A 16,949-nucleotide genomic window follows, 5' to 3' on the forward strand; every position below is an offset into this window, starting at 1 on the left:
TGCACAAGTACCTGCGATGGCTCAATGCCATTGCTCGAGACCAGGCGCCTTACGCTCCTCCGGAGATCGCTTCTGCATGACAGTTGACTCCTACAGGGAGCAGGGAGCGCAGGTTGGCGTTGCTTGCGGATGCCGGAGCGGCGACGTGGCGTCACCGCCTGCACCGCGCTCACGGCGACCGAATGAAATCCACGAACGCGCGTAGTGGCGCGGGCAGGTGGCGGCGCCCGGGGTAGTACAGGAACGGGCCGCTGAAGCGCTGCCACCATGGTTCCAGCACCGGCTCCAGTGCGCCGCTGTCCAGGTGCGGGCGTAGCCAGTCTTCGAACAGGTGGATCACGCCCAGGCCGCCGATGGCGGCGTCGATGGCCAGGTCCACCGCGGCGCCCAGGCGCACCAGTAGCGGGCCGGTCGGCTCGACCAGCACGATCTCGCCGTCGCGTTCGAATTCCCAGGCCGGGATCGCGCCGCTGGCGAACTGGCCGCGCAGGCAGGCGTGCGCGAGCAGGTCGCGCGGGTGCTGCGGATGCCCGTGTTCGACCAGGTAGCCGGGCGCGGCGGCGGTGGCGAAGCGCTGCACGCGCGGGCCGATCGGCACGGCGATCATGTCCTGCTCCAGCCGCTCGTCGTAGCGGATGCCGGCGTCGCAGCCGGCCGCCAGCATGTCGACGAAGCTGTCTTCCACGATCACTTCCAGCCTGATCTCCGGATAGGCCTTCAGGAACGGGGTGACGATCGCCGGCAGCACCAGGCGCGCGGCGACGCCCGGGACGTTGAGCCGCAGGGTGCCGCTGGGGCGGTCGCGGAAGCCGTTGACCACGTCCAGCGCCGCTTCCACTTCGCCGAGGGCGGGGACCAGGCGTTCGGCCAGGCGCGCGCCGGCCTCGGTCGGCAGCACGCTGCGGGTGGTGCGGTTGAACAGGCGCACGCCGAGGCGGGTTTCCAAGCGCCGCACGGCCTCGCTCAGGCGGGAGGCGGAGCTGCCGCTGAGCCGGGCGCCTTCGCGGAAGCCGCCGCCGCGCAGCACCGCCAGGAAGGCGAAGAGGTCTTGCAGGTCCGTGGTCATTGTTCGAGATCCCGCACAGCCCGTGCCGATTCGACCGGATTATCGCGCATCGGCGCGCGGCCTACAGTGCAGGCCTCATCCGGGCTTCGGCCCACCACTTCTGGAGGCAGTCATGAGCAAGCTTTCGACAGCTGGCACCTTTTCCCTCGGCGACCGCACGGTGACCCGCATCGGCTACGGCGCGATGCAGCTGGCCGGGCCGGGCGTGTTCGGTCCGCCCAAGGACCGCGCCGCGGCGCTGGCGGTGTTGCGCGAGGCGGTGGCCTCCGGCGTGGACCACATCGACACCAGCGACTTCTACGGGCCGCACATCACCAACCAGCTGATCCGCGAGGCGCTGCATCCGTATCCGCAGCAGCTGACGATCGTGACCAAGGTCGGCGCCGTGCGCGGCGACGACGCGTCCTGGCTGCCGGCGCAAAGCCCCGCCGAGCTGACCCAGGCGGTGCACGACAATCTGCGCAACCTCGGCGTGGATGTCCTGGACGTGGTCAACCTGCGGGTGATGGGCGACGTGCACGCGCCCAGCGAGGGCTCGATCGAAGAACAGTTCGCCGCGCTCGCGGAGCTGCAGCAGCGCGGGTTGATCCGGCATCTGGGCATCAGCAACGCCACCGCCGCGCAGGTGGTGCAGGCGCGCGGCATCGCCCCCGTGGTCTGCGTGCAGAACCACTACAACCTCGCGCACCGCGCCGACGATGCGCTGATCGACGCGCTCGGCCGCGACGGCATCGCCTACGTGCCGTTCTTCCCGCTCGGCGGCTTCTCTCCGTTGCAGTCCGACTCGCTGTCGTCCATTGCGCAGGAACTTGGTGCGACACCGATGCAGGTGGCGCTGGCCTGGCTGCTGGCGCGTGCGCCGAACATCCTGCTGATTCCGGGGACCTCGTCGGTTGCGCATCTGCGGGAAAACCTGGCGGCGGCGGAACTGTCGTTGTCGGACGATGTGTTGGCTGCGTTGGATCGGATCGGGCAAGAAGGCGGCTGAGAAAACTCAAACACAGATCAGCGTGTGTTCCGCAGCGACGCCGCCTCGCTACCTACAGAGAGAAGACGTTTGAATTCTCTCTGTAGGAGCGGCTTCAACCGCGACGAACGAAGCGGCAGATATTACGGCGACGCGAATGGTTGGATTGAAGAGCGTCCACTGTGGATGCCTGCCTTGAAAAAAATAGCCTGAGGTGCGGTGCGACTGCCTAGGTCGCCCGTACCCTCATCCGGCGCTACGCGCCACCTTCTCCCGAGGGGAGAAGGGACTTTGCTTCCGGACTGCTCAAAGCAGCGTCCCTCGATTTTCTTCCTCGACGACGGCCAGACGTTCTTCGTTACGTTGCTCAGATAGAAGACGCGACATCTTCTTCCGACAGGGCGAAATGGACAGCAAGGCGAGCCGTGGAATGCCTGCTAAGAGGCGAACGTTGAAGCGAATCAGGCCCTGATCAACGCATTGGGGTGCTCGGCCACATACGAGTTCAGCAGTGAACCCAGATTGTCCTCGTACTTGTAGAACTCGGCATCCAGCCTGTCGATCTCCGCCTCATACCCAGGCGTGCCGGAGAAGGATTCACGTTGCGACCACCTGACCCGGCGGTCTCTTGACGGCGTTGCGTTCGGAAACCACGAAACCGCTTTGGACAGAAGGTCGTGGGACTTGCCGGCGCCGACGGTTTCCAAGTGGCCAAGGATCTCGACGCAATGGTTGCCCAGCGAGTTGGTGAAAAGTTGGTCGAAGCCGCCATTGTGTACCTCTCCGTCGAAGCACCACAGCAAGTAGACAAGCCGCGCTTCAGGGGAGAGGCGATCGATATGCTCCGTAACGCCGTCGCCCTTGTCGAAGACCAGGGCGAGCGCAGTCGTGAAGACCGCATCTGCGGGATCGTCCTGCTTTATTGCATCCGCGAATCGCGTGATTTCCATAGGCCAAATTCCCGCGTTGGCCGCCCGAGGCGGCTTGAATGGACGGCCGAGCCGTCGGTCGGTTACGGCGTAAACCCCAGCCCCGTCGCCTTCACCCGCACCCGCGCCAGGATCTTGTGCGAGGTCATGTACAGCGTGCGGCCATCGTCGCCGAAGGCGCAGTTGGCGATGGGGCTGCCGGTCTTGATGCGGCCCAGGCGGCGGCCGTCGGGCGCGAACACCAGCACGCCGCCGGGGCCGGTGGCGAACAGGCGGCCGTCGCTGGCCACGGCGATGCCGTCCGGCAGGCCGGGGTTGGCGTCGCCGACGATGTCCGAGGCGTCGGCGAAGAGGCGCTTGCCGGTGACGTTGCCGCGTGCGTCGAGCGTGTAGGCGTTCCAGATCGGTCGCGCCGGGTCCGAATTGGCCACGTACAGGGTGCGTTCGTCCGGCGACAGGGCGATGCCGTTGGGCAGGCTCAGGCTGTCGTCGAGCAGGTGCACGCTGCCGTCGGTGTCCAGCCGGTACACGCCGTTGTAGCGCAGTTCCTTGACCGGGGATTTGTCGCCGTCCTTCAGGCCGTACGGCGGGTCGGTGAAGAACACCACGCCGTCGCTGCGCTGGATCAGGTCGTTGGGGCTGTTGAGGCGGTGGCCGTCGTAGGCGCTGGCTAGCACGGTCTTGCGCCGCGTGGCGGGATCTAGCCGGGCGATGGCGCGGGTGCCGGAATCGGCGAGCAGCACGGTCCCCGACGCTTCGGCATGCAGGCCGTTGGCGCCGGCCTCGCGCAAGGCGGCCAGTGGCGGGCCGGCGTAGCCGGAGGGCTTGAGGAACACCGACAGGCCGTCGCGCTCGGACCAGCGGTACATGGTGTTCTGCGGCACGTCGTTGAACAGCAGGTAGCCGCCATCGCGCACCCAGGCCGGGCCCTCGGCCCAGGTGAAGCCCTCGGCGATGCGCTCGATGCGCGTGTCCGCCGCCACGGTATCGCCGAACGCAGGGTCGAACGCGGTGACATGGCCGATGACCGGGAAGCGCGGCGCGGGCGCCTGGCTCTTCGCACAGCAGGCGAGCAATGCCAGCACGGAGGCGGCGAGCAGGACGCGGGTCGGGAATCGCATCGGGAGGTTCCTGTGTGGTGTCGGGCGATGATGCCATCGCGCGGCGCCTGCTTCTTCACTTCGGTGCATGCCGCGGCGCCGCATGCTCGCGCTGCCCGCACGGCGATGGCACCGAACTGCCGTACGCGGCAGCCACCGGGCTGCGTTGCGCGGACACGATGGCTACAATCGCGGCCACCATGCCGGCCGCGGACAGCCGCGACGGGCATTCAAGGAGAGGCGCACCATGGACCCTGTTTCCCCCAACGGCTACCGCCCGTTGCCGCCGCGCGCTGGCCACCGGCGCGGGCGCTGCGGCGCCATGGTGCTGGCTGCGGCGCTGCTGGCCGCTTGCGCCGGTGCGCAACCCCATTCCCCATCGACTACCACTGCAAAGGAGCGGGCCATGTCGGAAATGACGCCAGAACAACTGGCACAAGGCGTAGTGCGGCTGATCCTGGCGATCGGCGGCAAGCAGGACCTGACCCCGGCGCAGATCGCCGCGCATGCGGGCTTGCAGGTCGACGCCGGCGACAGCGCGCAGGAATTCAGTGCGTCCGGTCCGGTGGCCGGCGGCGGGCGCTATTCGCTGGAGTCGGTCGCCGATGCCGATGGACAGCCGCCATCGCGGCTGGACTTCGCGTTCGCGCCGGCATCCGCCGCGCCGGCGCGCTGCACGCAGCCGCTCGGCGCGTACAAGCAGGCGCTGACCGAGGCCGGTTTCGCCGCGCAGTGGATCGCGCCGCCGCGCCTGGGTAGCCCCGGCCGCTGGCACTTCGAGCGCGGCGCCGTGGTGGTGTACGCGTTCGTCGGCAAGGACGCTGCGCAGGACGACCTGCAGGCCTGCGTGTCCGCGCTGCAGATCCTGGCCACCGCATAAGGAGAGGGTGTGATGGCGAACGACGACGATCTGAAGAAGATGGTGGACAGGTTCGAAGCGGACCATGCCAAGGAAGGCCAGGCGCTGCGGCAGATGCTGGACAACACGCCCGAGCTCAAGGCGCGGGTGGAGCAGGCGATCGAGCAGAAGCAGCTGTCCGGGTTCGGGCCGCATCCGCGCAACGGTGGCGGTTCCTACAATTCGGAAACCGGCCAGATCCAGCTGCCGATGGACGTGCTGCGCACCGCCAAGATGGATGCGCCGCGAGACGATTCGGCCAATACCGCGCGGATCATCCTTGGCCACGAGATCGGCCATGCAATCAACAAGGTGGAAATCGAGAAATCCGACGCGGCGTTCAAGGACAGGATCGACGAGATCGCCAAGTCGCCCTCGCCGCATGACTACACCGCGGCGCTGAAGGCGCACGCTGCCGAGGAGCGCACGCGCGAGTCCAAGGACGAGATCGCCGGCGTCAACACGCTGGCCGACTACGTCAAGCACAGCAATCCCAAGGCGACACTGAAGGACCTGTACAACGCCAGCACGGAGATGGCCAACTACATCGACAAGGACGGCGAGGGCGCCAAGGCGACCTACAAGGCCAAGGATGGATTGACCTTCGGCAACGACCTGAAGATCGACGCGAACGCGCCGAAGAACGTGGAGACGATGGGCAAGCTGTTCTACGACGCGCGCGGCTATCCGCAGCACTACGGCGCGCGCGACCTGGGCATGGTGGCTGAGGCCGAGGATGCGGCGCAGTTGCGCGATCCCAAGCGTGCGCAGCCGGAAGTCCGCGCCGACCTGAAGGCGCTGGGCATCGACCAGGGCAAGGTACGGCCGGAGTGGATCCCGAACGGTTTCCGCGATACCGGCGCGACCCCGCCGGCGCCGCGCGCCGCCGCACCCGCGGCCGAGCCGACCGGTGCGGACCGCGCCCTGCACGACAAGGTCCGCGGCGGCGTCGCGCAGGCCGAGCAGGCGATCGGCAAGGGTTGGGACGACAACAGCGAACGCATGACCGCCAGCCTGACCCTGCTGGCCAGGCAGAACGGTTTCAGCGAGCGCGACCAGCTGTCGGTGGGGTTCAACCGGCCCACGGCGACGCACCCGGGCGGGGAACTGGCGTTCGTGTATCGCGACGGCCACACCGCCTCGCCCGATCCCTACGCCAATCGCGCGCAGATGCCGACCAGCGAGGCGATCGCGCGGCCGGCGCAGGAAACCTACCAGCAGCTGCAGGAGCAATCGCTGCAGCAGGCGCAGACCCAACGCACGGTGCAGGCGCAGGAACAGGCCACGCAGGCGCAGACCCAGGCCCAGGCGCCGCAGGTGTTGACGCGCTGAGCCACCGCCGGCGCGGTGGTACGTGCGCTGGCCTTCGCGGCGGTGCGGCTGGTTGCCTGACAAAAGGCCAGCGCGTGCTGCGGCGGTCGAAGCGGTTGCGTCTGCGCAGGTGCTCGTTGGCGAACTTGCGCGCCTGCTCGACGTCACGGGCGATGCGCTTGGGCTGGTGTTCCGCCCGGGCGCGCTACTGCGCCTGCGCCGGCACCGCCAGCACCGCGTCGAACGCAGGCTTGGGCTTGCGTTCGCGGTCGAACAGCAGCGGATAGTTGCGGCGCCCGGGCACCGGGTAGTCGTTCTTCCACGACATGCCGTCGTCCACGCCCCACACGCTCACTCGGGTCAGCTTGTCGCGCTTGCGCCAGAACAGCCGAAATAGTTCGGCGTAGCGGTCGCGCAGCTGCGCCTGCACGTCCGCCGGCAGGCCGTCGCGATACGGATCGAGGTAGCGCCTGAACTCGGGCAGCTGGAACTGCTTGTGCGCCATCCCGGTGCCGATCACCTGGCCTTCCTTGGTCAGCGGCAACACGTCCACGTCGAGCTCGGTGATCATCACCTTGACCCCGAGCGCGGCGTAGGCGTCGATCGCCGCCTCGATATCGTGCTGGCTGGGGTAGTCCAGGCCCCAGTGGCCCTGCATGCCGACGCCGTCGATGCGGATGCCGGCGCGCTGCAGCATCTTCACCATGCGCACGATGCCGTCGCGCTTTTCCGGGCGCCAGGCGTTGAAGTCGTTGTAGTACAGCTGCGCATCCGGCGCGTACTGCGCGGCGAAGCGGAACGCCTGCCGCACCAGTTCGTCGCCGTCGCCGACCCGCTCCACCCACTTGGTGTTGCGGTAGCTGCCGTCCTCGTCGATCACCTCGTTGACCACGTCCCAGGCCTGCACCTTGCCGACGTAGCGCCCGGCCACCGCCTGGATGTGCGCGCGCATGCGTTCGAGTTGCGCATCGCGCCCATTGGGCTTGCCCTGCGCATCGACGAAGAACCAGTCCGGGGTCTGGTTGTGCCAGACCAGGGTGTGACCGACCACGAACATGCGGTGGCGGCGGCCGTACTCGACGAAGGCGTCGGCGGCGGCGAAATCGAACACGCCGGGACGCGGATTGACCACTTCGGCCTTCATCGCGTTCTCGGCGGTGATCGCGTTGAACTGCTGCGGCACCAGCGCGGCGGAGGCCGCGTCCTTGCCGGAGACGATGTCGGCGTTGACCGCGGTGCCGATCAGGAACGCGCCGGCGTAGGCGTCCTTGAGGCCACGGCCGTCCGCGGCTACGTTCGGCGTGCGCGACGTGGCGGCAGGCTGGTCGGCGGCACCCGCCGTCGCCGTGCCGAGCAGGCAGGCCAGCAGCAGGGTCGCGATGCGCTTCTTGCGTAATGCGGGCATGGCGGTGGTCCTTGTTCGAGCGTGGTGGGTGTCACGCGAATGCGGAGTACGTGTGCAGCAAAGTGCAGGCGGCGCCTGCATGCCGGCGGGCGCGCCGCTCATGGCTGCACCCGCATCTGCGTGCTGGCGGCCTGCAGCGTGTCTGATTCGACATGCAACGTGATGGTGCCGGTCTTGCCCGGCAGCGCGCGCACGATCGCCAGGGCCAGGCCGTTGAACGCGTTGCGCGCGGGCGCGGCGAACGATTCCAGGTCGGTGGGATCGCCGTTGTCGGTGGCGACGAGTTCGCCCGGACCCTCGACACGGAAGCGCAGGCGGTCGCCCGCGGTGGGCGCGGGAATGCCGTCGCGGTCGAGCAGGCGCACGGTCACGAAGGCCAGGTCGCGGCCGTCGTTGCGGAGCGTGGTGCGGTCCGGCGTGGCCTGCAGCCGCGCCGCGGGGCCGGCGGTACGCACGCGCTCGCTGGCCCAGGGCTTGCCGTCCTTGTAGGCCTGCACGCGCAGTTCGCCCGGCGCGTAGACCACCTCGTCCCAGCGCAGCCGGTATTGCAGCGGCGCTTTTTTCTTACGCCCTTGCGAGACGCCGTTGACGAACAGTTCGGCCTCGTCGCCGGAGGTGAACACGTGCACCGGCGTGACCTGGCCCTCGCGGCCCGGCCAGGTCCAGTGCGGCAGCAGGTGCGCGATCGGCAGCTCCGGGCGCCAGCGCGCCTGGTACAGCCAGTAGCGGTCCTTGGGAAAGCCCGCGAGGTCGAAGATGCCGGAGTAGGAACTGCGCGAGGAGTAGTACGGGGTCGGTTCGCCCAGGTAGTCGAAGCCGGTCCACACGAATTCGCCGGCGACGTACGGATGCCGGTCGAGCGAGGCGAACACCTTGTCGGCGCTGGCGCCGAAATCCACCGCGTGCAGTTCGTAGGCGCTGACCTGGTGCGCCGCAGAATCGCCACCGCGGCCGTCGCGTACCGGCGCGCTGCTGTCCACGGTGACTGGGAACAGGTACACGCCGCGGCTGCTCAGCGCCGAGGCGGTCTCGCTGCTGAAGATCGGCTTGTGCGGGAAGCGCGCGTGGAACAGCGGATACTGCGGCGGCTTGCGGATGCGCTCGGTGCCTGCGAACTCGGGCGTGTCGCGAATGCCTTCGCCCTGGTAGTTGAGGCCGATCACGTCCAGCGTCGCGGGCAGCGGCATGTCCGGCGCGGCGTAGTTCATCGCCGCGGTGGCCAGGCGGGTGGGATCTTCTTCGTGCACGATGGCCTGCAGCCGTCGCGCGATGGCGGCGCCGGCCTCGCCGGTGTATTGCTCGCCGACTTCGTTGCCCACGCTCCACAGGATCACCGAAGGGTGATTGCGGTCGCGGCGCAGCAGCGCGCGCAGGTCCGGCTCGTGCCAGTCGGCGAACAGCAGGTGGAAATCCAGCGGGGTCTTCTTCATTTCCCAGCTGTCGAAGAGTTCGTCGATCACCAGCAGGCCCATGCGGTCGGTCAGTTCCAGCAACTCCGGCGCGGGCGGGTTGTGGCTCATGCGGATCGCATTGGCGCCCATGCCCTGCAACAATTGCAGCTGGCGCTCGGCGGCGCGCAGGTTGAAGGCGGCGCCGAGCGCGCCGAGGTCGTGGTGGTTGTTGACGCCGCGGATCGGCACGTGTTCGCCGTTGACCAGCAGGCCGCGCTCCGGATCCCAGCGCAGCGTGCGCACGCCGAACCGGGTTTCGTAGCGGTCGACCACGCGCCCGTCCTGCGTCACCTCGGTGACCGCGACGTAGCGGTGCGGCCGCTGCGTCGGCGGCGGCCCCCACAGTCGCGGCTTGGCGATGCGCGCATCGCCGTTGAGGGTGGTGCTGGCGCGCGCGGCGATGCGTGCGCTGGCCGGCGCGATCCGCGCGACCGGCGCGCCTTGGCGCTTGCCGTTGGCGTTCAGCGCGTAGATCGCGCTGGCCACCTGGACCTGCGCATCGCTGTCGCCGCTGTTTTCCAGCGTCACCGCCAGCTGCACGTCCGCCGCCTGGGCCGATACGCGTGGCATGGCGACCTGCGTGCCCCACTGGCCGACATGCACCGGCGCGGTCTTGCTCAGCCACACGCTGCGGTACAGGCCGCCGCCGGGATACCAGCGCGCCGACTCGGGCGGATTGTCCAGGCGGATCGCCAGTTGGTTGCTGCCGCCAGGGATCAGGTACGGGGTCAGGTCCACGCGCCAGGAGCTGTAGCCGTACGGCCAGCCGCCGACCAGGTGGCCGTTGAGCCAGACCGTGGCGTGGGACATCGCGCCGTCGATGTCGAGGAATACCGCGCGGCCGCGGTCGCTGGCGGGAATGTCCAGGCGCTTGCGGTACCAGCCCACGCCCCAGCTCGGCAGCCGGCCCATGCCGCCGTACGGCCCGTCCTTCAGGAACGGCCCGGCGATCGCCCAGTCGTGCGGCAGGTCCACGCGGGTCCACGCGCTGTCGTCGAAATCGGCGCGCACGAAGGCCACGTCGCCGCCCGGGTCGCCGGGCGGGCGTTGGTGGCGTCGCGCCGGGTCGGCGATGAAGGCGTTGCCGGTGGGCAGGATCCATGGCTTGAGCACCGGTCGGGTGCGCGTAGCGAGGCGGTCGGCGGCGTCGGGACGGGCATCGGCCACCTTGCCGTCGGCGCTGCGTTCGATCTCCGGGCGCACGTCGTAGTCCAGCGTGTCGCCGACGCCGGGCGCGTCGCCGCGATGGAAGCGCCAATCGGCATCCAGCGACAGCCGCTCGCGCGGCGACGGCGGCGTGGGTGCCGCGATCACGCTGCCGGCGGCGAGCCAGGCCAGCGCCAGCAGCGTCGCGATCGCGCGCCGCAGCGCGCGCCTGGGCGTCGTCACGGTCGCCTGCGCATCTTCGCGCGCCGGCGCGCCGGCAGCGCATGCCGCACCCGCCATCACAGCTTGTAGGCCCGCTTCGGCAGCCGGTAAGCCAGGTCGATCGCGATCTCGGTCGCCTCGTCCTCGTCGAGGCGATGCTCGGCCACCAGTTTGGCCAGGAACGCGCAATCGACGCGGCGGGCGACGTCGTGCCGCGCCGGGATCGACAGGAACGCGCGGGTGTCGTCGTTGAAGCCGACCGTGTTGTAGAAACCGGCGCTGCTCAGGGTCTGCTCGCGGAAGCGCCACATGCCTTCGGGCGCGTCGTGGAACCACCAGGCCGGGCCGAGCAGCAGCGACGGATAGTGCCCGGCCAGCGGCGCCAGTTCGCGCGCGTAGGTGCTCTCGTCCAGGGTGAACAGGATCAGGGTGAAGCCCGGGGTGTTGCCGAAGCGGTCCAGCAGCGGCTTGAGCGCGTGCACGTAGTCCGTGCGCAGCGGCAGGTCGGCGCCCTTGTCGCGGCCGTAGCGCGCGAACAGGTTGCGGTTGTGGTTGCGGAAGCAGCCGGGATGCAGCTGCATCACCAGGCCGTCGTCCACGCTCATCGCCGCCATCTCGGTCAGCATCTGCGCGCGGAACAGTTCCGCGTCCGCGGCGCTGGCGCCGCCGCCGCGCACGCGCGCGAACAACCGTGCCGCTTCGGCCGCGGGCAGGTCGGCGGTGGCCGCGCTGGGATGGCCATGGTCGGTGGAGGTGGCGCCCATCTGCGCGAAGAACGCGCGGCGCTGGCGATGCGCGCGCAGGTAGCCGTCCCAGGCGTACACGTCTTCGCCGGTCAGCTCGCCGAAACGATGCAGCGCCTCGGGGAACTGCTCGTGCTGCGGATCGATCACCGCGTCGGGGCGGTAGGCGGTGAGCACCCGCCCGCCCCAGCCGCTGGCGCGGATCGTCGCGTGGTGCTGCAACGGATCCAGCGGCGATTCGGTGGTGGCGATCACCTCGATGCCGAAACGATCGAACAGCGCGCGCGGCCGGAATGCCGGCGTCTGCAACGCTTCGCCGATGTGGTCGTAGTAGAGGTCGGCGCTGGCCGCGTCCAGGCGCACGCGCAGTCCGAACACCTCGTGGAAGACATGGTTCAGCCACAGCGCCGAGGGCGTGCCGCGCAGCAGCTGGAAGCGCTCGGCGAACACCCGCCAGGCCGCGCGCGGATCCACCGCGGCGCGGCTGCCGTCGGCGCGCGGGATGCCCAGCGCGTCCAGGTCCACGCCCTGGCTGTAGAGCATGCGGAACACGTAGTGGTCGGGGACCAGCAGCAGTTCGGTGGCGTTGGCGAACGGCGCATCCGTGGCGAACCAGGCCGGGTCGGTATGTCCGTGCGGGCTGACGATGGGCAGCGCGGCGACCTGCGCGTACAGGCGCCGCGCGATCGCGCGCATGCCCGGCTCCGGCGGTAGCAGGCGGTCGGGATGCAGGGACAGGGCGGGGGAGGACAGGGTCATGGTCGGGATGCGCGTAGGGAGTGATGGTCGGAAGAGGTGGGCGCCGCGCCACGGCATGCTGGCGGCATCATCGCGCAACCGGGCCGGCGCCGGCCGCGCGCTGCCGCCGTCGCGGAGCGGCCAGGCGGACGCGTGGCGGCGACACATCGCGAGGGCCTTGCACTCGCGTTTGCCGCAGCGGCATCACTCCGCCCCTTCCAGCCGTGCCGGCTGCAGCCGCGGCGCCAGCCATTGCACCAGCGCCAGCGCCAGCAGGTAGGCCGAGCCGGCCATCATGAACACCGGCATGTAGCTGCCGGTGGCCTCGAGCAGGAAGCCGATGAAGGTGGCGATCAGCATCCCGCCGACCGCGCCAGCGAAGCCGCCGATGCCGACCACGGTGGCCACCGCGTGGCGCGGGAACATGTCCGAGGGCAGGGTGAACAGGTTCGCCGACCAGCCCTGGTGCGCGGCGGTGGCCAGGCCGATCAGGCCCACCGCCAGCCACAGGTTGTCGGCGCGCGCGGCGAACACGATGGGCACCACCGACAGCGCGCAGATCAGCATCGCGGTCTTGCGCGCGCGGTTGACGCTCCAGCCGCGGGCGATGAAGCGCCCGGCGATCCAGCCGCCGGCGATGCTGCCGATGTCGGCGAGCACGAAGATCACGATCAGCGGCGCGCCGAGCTGCAGCAGGCTCAGCCCGTACTCGGCATGCAGGAACTTGGGCAGCCAGAACAGGAAGAACCACCAGATCGGATCGGTGACGAACTTCGCCACCACGAACGCCCAGGCCTGGCGGTGGCGCAGCACCTGCGCCCAGCTCAGGCGTTGCATCGGTTCGGGCGGGTCGCTGCGGATATGCGCCAGTTCCGCCGCGCTCAGGCGCGGCTGCTGCTCCGGCGCGCGGTAGGTCAGCCACCACACCGCCAGCCAGGTGGCGCTGAGCGCGCCGGTGAACAGGAACGCCGACTGCCAGCCCCAGGCGCTGGCGATCAGCGGCACCAGCAGCGGCGCGACGATGGCGCCGATGTTGGAGCCGGAATTGAAGATGCCGGTGGCCAGCGCGCGCTCGCGTCGCGGGAACCATTCGGCCACGGTCTTGATCGCCGCCGGGAAGTTGCCCGATTCGCCCAGGCCCAGGAAGAAACGCGCGATCGCAAAACCCACGACGCTGGCCGCCAGCGCATGGCTCATCGCCGCCAGGCTCCAGATGCCGATCGCCAGCGCATAGCCGGCGCGCGTGCCGAAGCGGTCGATCACCGCGCCGCTGCACAGCAGGCCCAGCGCATAGGCGGCCTGGAACGCGGTGACGATGTAGCCGTATTCGATCTCGTTCCAGCCGATCTGCGTCTGCAGGAATGGCGCCAGCACGCCGAGCACCTGGCGGTCGATGTAGTTGATGGTGGTGGCGGCCAGCAGCAGCGCGCAGATACGCCAGCGCATGCGCCCCAGGCGCGCGCCGGCGGTCGTCGGCGCGGCGGTGTCGGCGCCGGGCAGCGGCATCATGCGCGCTGCACCGATGTTGCGCGTATGCGCCGCACAGCGCGCTGCGGATGCCGGCAGCGCACGGCGGCGCGCGCGCGGGCGTGTCGGATGGTGCGATGCAGTCCGCAAACTGCGCTGTTCCCGGGTCGATGCATGCGCTTGGATCCCCGCAGGATGCGGCGGCCGCCGCGATTGGTAGCGCTATCAGTAACATGCCGGCGCACGCGATCCATCGTGCACAGCAGCATGAAACACGATGAGGTCGCATGGTGCCCATCGCGCATCGGCCATACCGCGACGCACGTTGGCTGGCCCGTGGCGGCACGGCCAGCCATATGTTGCCGTGCAGCGTGACACCCATCTTGGTAGCGCTACCATCTCGGCCACTGTCCGCATGGGCAGCGAAGTCGCTCAGGTTTTTCCGTCGCTCGGCAATTCGTCGGCTGGCCGCTCCGCGTGGCATCGCAGAGCCGCAGGTCACCTGTTTTGGGGAGGATCACGGTGAAGAACAGTTACGCGCGCACCACGTTGTCTCACGCATTGGCCACGGCGCTGCTCGGCATGGCCGCGGGTACGGCCTGGGCGCAGACCGCCCCGCCGGCACAGGCGCCCGCGGCGCAGGCGACCGCGCCGGCAGCGGCAAGCGACGATGCGGTGAAGCAGCTGGATACGGTGACCGTCTCCGGCTATCGCCGCAGTATCCAGTTCTCCACCGACGCCAAGCGCGATTCGGTGACCTTCAGCGACACCGTGTTCGCCGAGGACATCGGCAAGTTCCCGGACATGAACATCGCCGAGTCGCTCAACCGCATTCCCGGCGTGCAGCTCGCGCGCGACGTCAACGGCGAAGGCCTGAACATCGCCATCCGCGGCCTGGGCACCAGCTTCACCAAGACCACGCTCAACGGCTCCAGCATCGCGACCGCCTCGATCGGCATCAACGCGCAGAACCAGAACCGCGAAGTGGATCTGAATCTGTTCCCGACCGAGTTCTTCACCCAGCTGACGGTGAGCAAGACGCCGACCGCGAGCATGCTCGAAGGCGGCGTGTCCGGCGTGGTCGACATGCGCAGCGCGCGGCCGTTCGACCGGGTCGGCACGCACCTGACCTACCAGTTGCAGGGCGACTGGAACAGCACCAGCGAGAAGACCACTCCGCGCGGCGCGCTGATGGGCAGCTGGACCAACGAGGCCGGCACCTTCGGCGCGCTGTTCGGCGTGGCCTCGGTGCGCAGCAAGATCGGCGTGGAAGGCTTCGAGACCGTGGGCTGGACCAATCCCGGCCTGACCTACACCCAATGCGGCCTGACCCCGCCGGCCGGCACCCCGGCGACCGCGCAGCCGGCCGCGTGCAACGTCAACGGCGGCGGCAACTGGCGCATCCCCGACACCGTGCCGGTCACCGCGGCCGGCGCCGGGCTGACCCCGGGCCAGACCATCGACGCGGCATGGCTGCTGGCCAACAACCCCGGACTGAGCATCGACCAGATCAGCGATGCGCGGATCCCGCGGCTGGGCCGCAGCGTGTACATGCAGGGCGACCGCGACCGCGACTCGTCGGTGATGTCGCTGGAATGGCGGCCGAGCGACAGCGCGCATTTCTACCTGGACACGCTGTTCTCCAAGGCCAAGCGCGTTACCGACCGGCTGAGCATGAACCTGATCGGCCGCAACGGGAACATGATCCCGCTGGGCATGCAGCTGGACGGCAACAATGTCGTCACCGACGCCACCTTCGCCAACGCGCAGTACTTCCTGGAAGCGCGCCCGTACCGCGAGGAGGTCAAGTTCTGGAGCGTCAATCCGGGTGCCGAGCTGCTGTTCGGCGCCGAGCAGGACATCAAGCTCAACGTGCAGGCCAACGCCACCCGCAGCTGGATGTTCCGCGAATCGCCGAGCGTGCTGGTGACCTCGCCGTTCACCACCGTCCAGTACAGCAACCAGGGCGGCGACCAGCCGTCGATCGAAAGCCCGCTCGACCTCAACGACCCGAACCTGGGCTGGGGCTGGACCGGCGGGCGCCTGAACATCAACAACGAAAAGCGCGTCACCGAAACCCGCGGCGCGCGCGCCGACCTGCAGTTCGGCGAGGACAAGCGCAACATCAAGGTCGGTGTGGCCTACGACCAGGCCGAGCGGACGATCCAGGGCTTCGACAACAGTGCGGCCTGGGAGACGGTGGTGTGCCGCGGCGGCGGCGCCACCTGCACCGGCGGCCCCGGCTCGCTGGTACCGCAGTTGGCGCTGGCGTCGTACCTCAAGCCCGGCCCGGGCGGCTTCATCACCGTGGACTTCGACCGCTTCCTGCGCGATACCAACTACTACGCCTTGCGCGACGCCGCGCCGGAGACCAACGCCGCCAACACCGGCGCCTCCACCGGCGGCATCGAGGAAAAGAACTGGGGCTTCTACGTCGAGACCAACGCCGAGACCGACGTGTGGAACCGTTCGTTGCGCTTCAACGCCGGTGTGCGCTACGTGACCACCGACCAGACCATCAGCGGCCCGGTCACCATCGGCGGCGTGCGCCGCTACCAGGTGCTGGATTCGGACTACAAGGAACTGCTGCCATCGTTCAACGTGGCCTGGGACGTGGCCGACAACGTGGTGCTGCGCCTGTCCGGCTCGCGCACGCTGACCCGGCCCGATCCCAGCGCGATGCTGCCCAACACCAACTTCAGCGACCCGTCCGCGCAGACCGCGACCCAGGGCAATTCCAACCTGGCGCCGTACCTGTCCACCAACGTGGACATCGGCGGCGAGTGGTACACCGGCGGCGAGGGCTTCGTCGGCCTGACCGTGTTCGACAAGCGCATCGACGGCTTCACCGTCAACGGCGTGCGCCGCATCCCGTTCCTCGACCTGGGCGTGGCCTACGCCGACCTGACCGCGACCCAGCAGGCCGCGATCGACCAGCGCGGCGGCCCCAACGCGGCCACCGTGGACGTGCAGACCCAGGTCAACGCCGACGGCACGCTCAACATCCGCGGCCTGGAAGCGATCTGGGTGCAGCCGCTGGACCGCCTGTTCGACGGCCTGGGCTTCAGCCTCAACTACACCCACGTCAAGCAGGAATCCGAAGGCGACGGCATCCAGGCGGTGGCGGTGGGCGTGGCGCCGAACCTGTGGAACGGCACCGTGTACTGGGAGAAGAACAACGCCTCGGTGCGCCTGTCCTACGCCTGGAACGACGACATGATCATCTCCGGCGCCAACCAGAACGGCATCCCCGACGCGCGGCTGATGGCCGACGCGCGCGGGCAGCTGGACCTGTCGGCCAGCTACACGCTGGCGTGGATGCGCTCGGCGCCGCAGATCACCCTCAACGTCACCAACCTCACCGACGAACCGCTGCGCACCACCTTCCAGTACCCGAACGCGACCTACGACCTGTACAAGCCCGGCCGCACCATCATGCTCGGCATCCGCGGTTCGTTCTGATCGCGCCGCAGCCAATGGCCTTCACTCCCGACCCAGCCGCGCCG

11 protein-coding genes are annotated in these 16,949 nt (G+C 69.2%); 4 read left to right on the forward strand and 7 right to left on the reverse strand.

Annotation, left to right across the window (positions count from 1 at the left end; translation table 11 throughout):
* Positions 1 to 169: 169 nt before the first annotated feature.
* Complete coding sequence (locus J2Y70_RS18395) at positions 170 to 1,066, reverse strand: LysR family transcriptional regulator (RefSeq protein ID WP_309920798.1); 897 nt, start codon at positions 1,064 to 1,066, stop codon at positions 170 to 172.
* Positions 1,067 to 1,178: 112 nt separating this feature from the next.
* On the opposite strand from J2Y70_RS18395, the gene J2Y70_RS18400 reads away from it, so the two are divergent.
* A complete protein-coding gene (locus J2Y70_RS18400; RefSeq protein WP_309920803.1) occupies positions 1,179 to 2,054 on the forward strand; it encodes an aldo/keto reductase family oxidoreductase in 876 nt (291 codons plus the stop codon).
* A gap of 440 nt (positions 2,055 to 2,494) precedes the next feature.
* Here J2Y70_RS18400 and J2Y70_RS18405 read toward each other — a convergent pair whose 3' ends face one another.
* Both J2Y70_RS18405 and J2Y70_RS18410 read right to left on the reverse strand, forming a co-directional pair.
* Positions 2,495 to 2,983: a DMP19 family protein gene (locus J2Y70_RS18405; protein WP_309920806.1), complete on the reverse strand. Its 489-nt coding sequence runs from the start codon at positions 2,981 to 2,983 to the stop codon at positions 2,495 to 2,497.
* 62 nt (positions 2,984 to 3,045) lie between these two features.
* Positions 3,046 to 4,083, reverse strand: a complete 1,038-nt coding sequence (locus J2Y70_RS18410) for an SMP-30/gluconolactonase/LRE family protein (protein ID WP_309920809.1) — start codon at positions 4,081 to 4,083, stop codon at positions 3,046 to 3,048.
* 385 nt (positions 4,084 to 4,468) lie between these two features.
* On the opposite strand from J2Y70_RS18410, the gene J2Y70_RS18415 reads away from it, so the two are divergent.
* Both J2Y70_RS18415 and J2Y70_RS18420 read left to right on the forward strand, forming a co-directional pair.
* Positions 4,469 to 4,942, forward strand: a complete 474-nt coding sequence (locus J2Y70_RS18415; protein ID WP_309920812.1) for a hypothetical protein — start codon at positions 4,469 to 4,471, stop codon at positions 4,940 to 4,942.
* A 12-nt stretch (positions 4,943 to 4,954) separates the two neighbouring features.
* Positions 4,955 to 6,292 (forward strand): XVIPCD domain-containing protein, encoded by a 1,338-nt coding sequence (locus J2Y70_RS18420; protein WP_309920815.1) that lies wholly within the window; start codon positions 4,955 to 4,957, stop codon positions 6,290 to 6,292.
* 184 nt (positions 6,293 to 6,476) lie between these two features.
* Here J2Y70_RS18420 and J2Y70_RS18425 read toward each other — a convergent pair whose 3' ends face one another.
* The 4 genes from J2Y70_RS18425 to J2Y70_RS18440 form a co-directional block, all read right to left on the reverse strand.
* The gene (locus J2Y70_RS18425) at positions 6,477 to 7,676 is read right to left on the reverse strand and encodes an endo-1,4-beta-xylanase (protein WP_309920818.1); all 1,200 of its coding nucleotides are present in this window, start codon (positions 7,674 to 7,676) and stop codon (positions 6,477 to 6,479) included.
* 98 nt (positions 7,677 to 7,774) lie between these two features.
* Positions 7,775 to 10,474: a beta-galactosidase GalB gene (gene galB, locus J2Y70_RS18430; protein WP_309921085.1), complete on the reverse strand. Its 2,700-nt coding sequence runs from the start codon at positions 10,472 to 10,474 to the stop codon at positions 7,775 to 7,777.
* 98 nt (positions 10,475 to 10,572) lie between these two features.
* Positions 10,573 to 11,991 (reverse strand): glucuronate isomerase, encoded by a 1,419-nt coding sequence (uxaC, locus tag J2Y70_RS18435; protein ID WP_309921088.1) that lies wholly within the window; start codon positions 11,989 to 11,991, stop codon positions 10,573 to 10,575.
* A 189-nt stretch (positions 11,992 to 12,180) separates the two neighbouring features.
* Positions 12,181 to 13,482, reverse strand: coding sequence for an MFS transporter (locus J2Y70_RS18440; RefSeq protein WP_309921093.1), 1,302 nt, complete (start codon positions 13,480 to 13,482; stop codon positions 12,181 to 12,183).
* A 483-nt stretch (positions 13,483 to 13,965) separates the two neighbouring features.
* Here J2Y70_RS18440 and J2Y70_RS18445 point away from each other — a divergent pair, with 483 nt between their 5' ends.
* On the forward strand, positions 13,966 to 16,905 hold the full coding sequence (locus J2Y70_RS18445) for a TonB-dependent receptor (protein WP_309920823.1): 2,940 nt from the start codon (positions 13,966 to 13,968) through the stop codon (positions 16,903 to 16,905).
* Positions 16,906 to 16,949: the final 44 nt, after the last annotated feature.

The organism is Xanthomonas sp. 1678 (assembly GCF_031455575.1).
Lineage (GTDB): Bacteria > Pseudomonadota > Gammaproteobacteria > Xanthomonadales > Xanthomonadaceae > Xanthomonas_A.

Excerpts from the sequence above, each read along its gene's own strand:
- J2Y70_RS18395 (WP_309920798.1), bottom strand. The coding sequence starts at position 1,066 with ATGACCACGGACCTGCAAGACCTCTTCGCCTTCCTGGCGGTGCTGCGC.
- J2Y70_RS18400 (WP_309920803.1), top strand. The coding sequence starts at position 1,179 with ATGAGCAAGCTTTCGACAGCTGGCACCTTTTCCCTCGGCGACCGCACG.
- J2Y70_RS18405 (WP_309920806.1), bottom strand. The coding sequence starts at position 2,983 with ATGGAAATCACGCGATTCGCGGATGCAATAAAGCAGGACGATCCCGCA.
- J2Y70_RS18410 (WP_309920809.1), bottom strand. The coding sequence starts at position 4,083 with ATGCGATTCCCGACCCGCGTCCTGCTCGCCGCCTCCGTGCTGGCATTG.
- J2Y70_RS18415 (WP_309920812.1), top strand. The coding sequence starts at position 4,469 with ATGTCGGAAATGACGCCAGAACAACTGGCACAAGGCGTAGTGCGGCTG.
- J2Y70_RS18420 (WP_309920815.1), top strand. The coding sequence starts at position 4,955 with ATGGCGAACGACGACGATCTGAAGAAGATGGTGGACAGGTTCGAAGCG.
- J2Y70_RS18425 (WP_309920818.1), bottom strand. The coding sequence starts at position 7,676 with ATGCCCGCATTACGCAAGAAGCGCATCGCGACCCTGCTGCTGGCCTGC.
- J2Y70_RS18440 (WP_309921093.1), bottom strand. The coding sequence starts at position 13,482 with ATGCCGCTGCCCGGCGCCGACACCGCCGCGCCGACGACCGCCGGCGCG.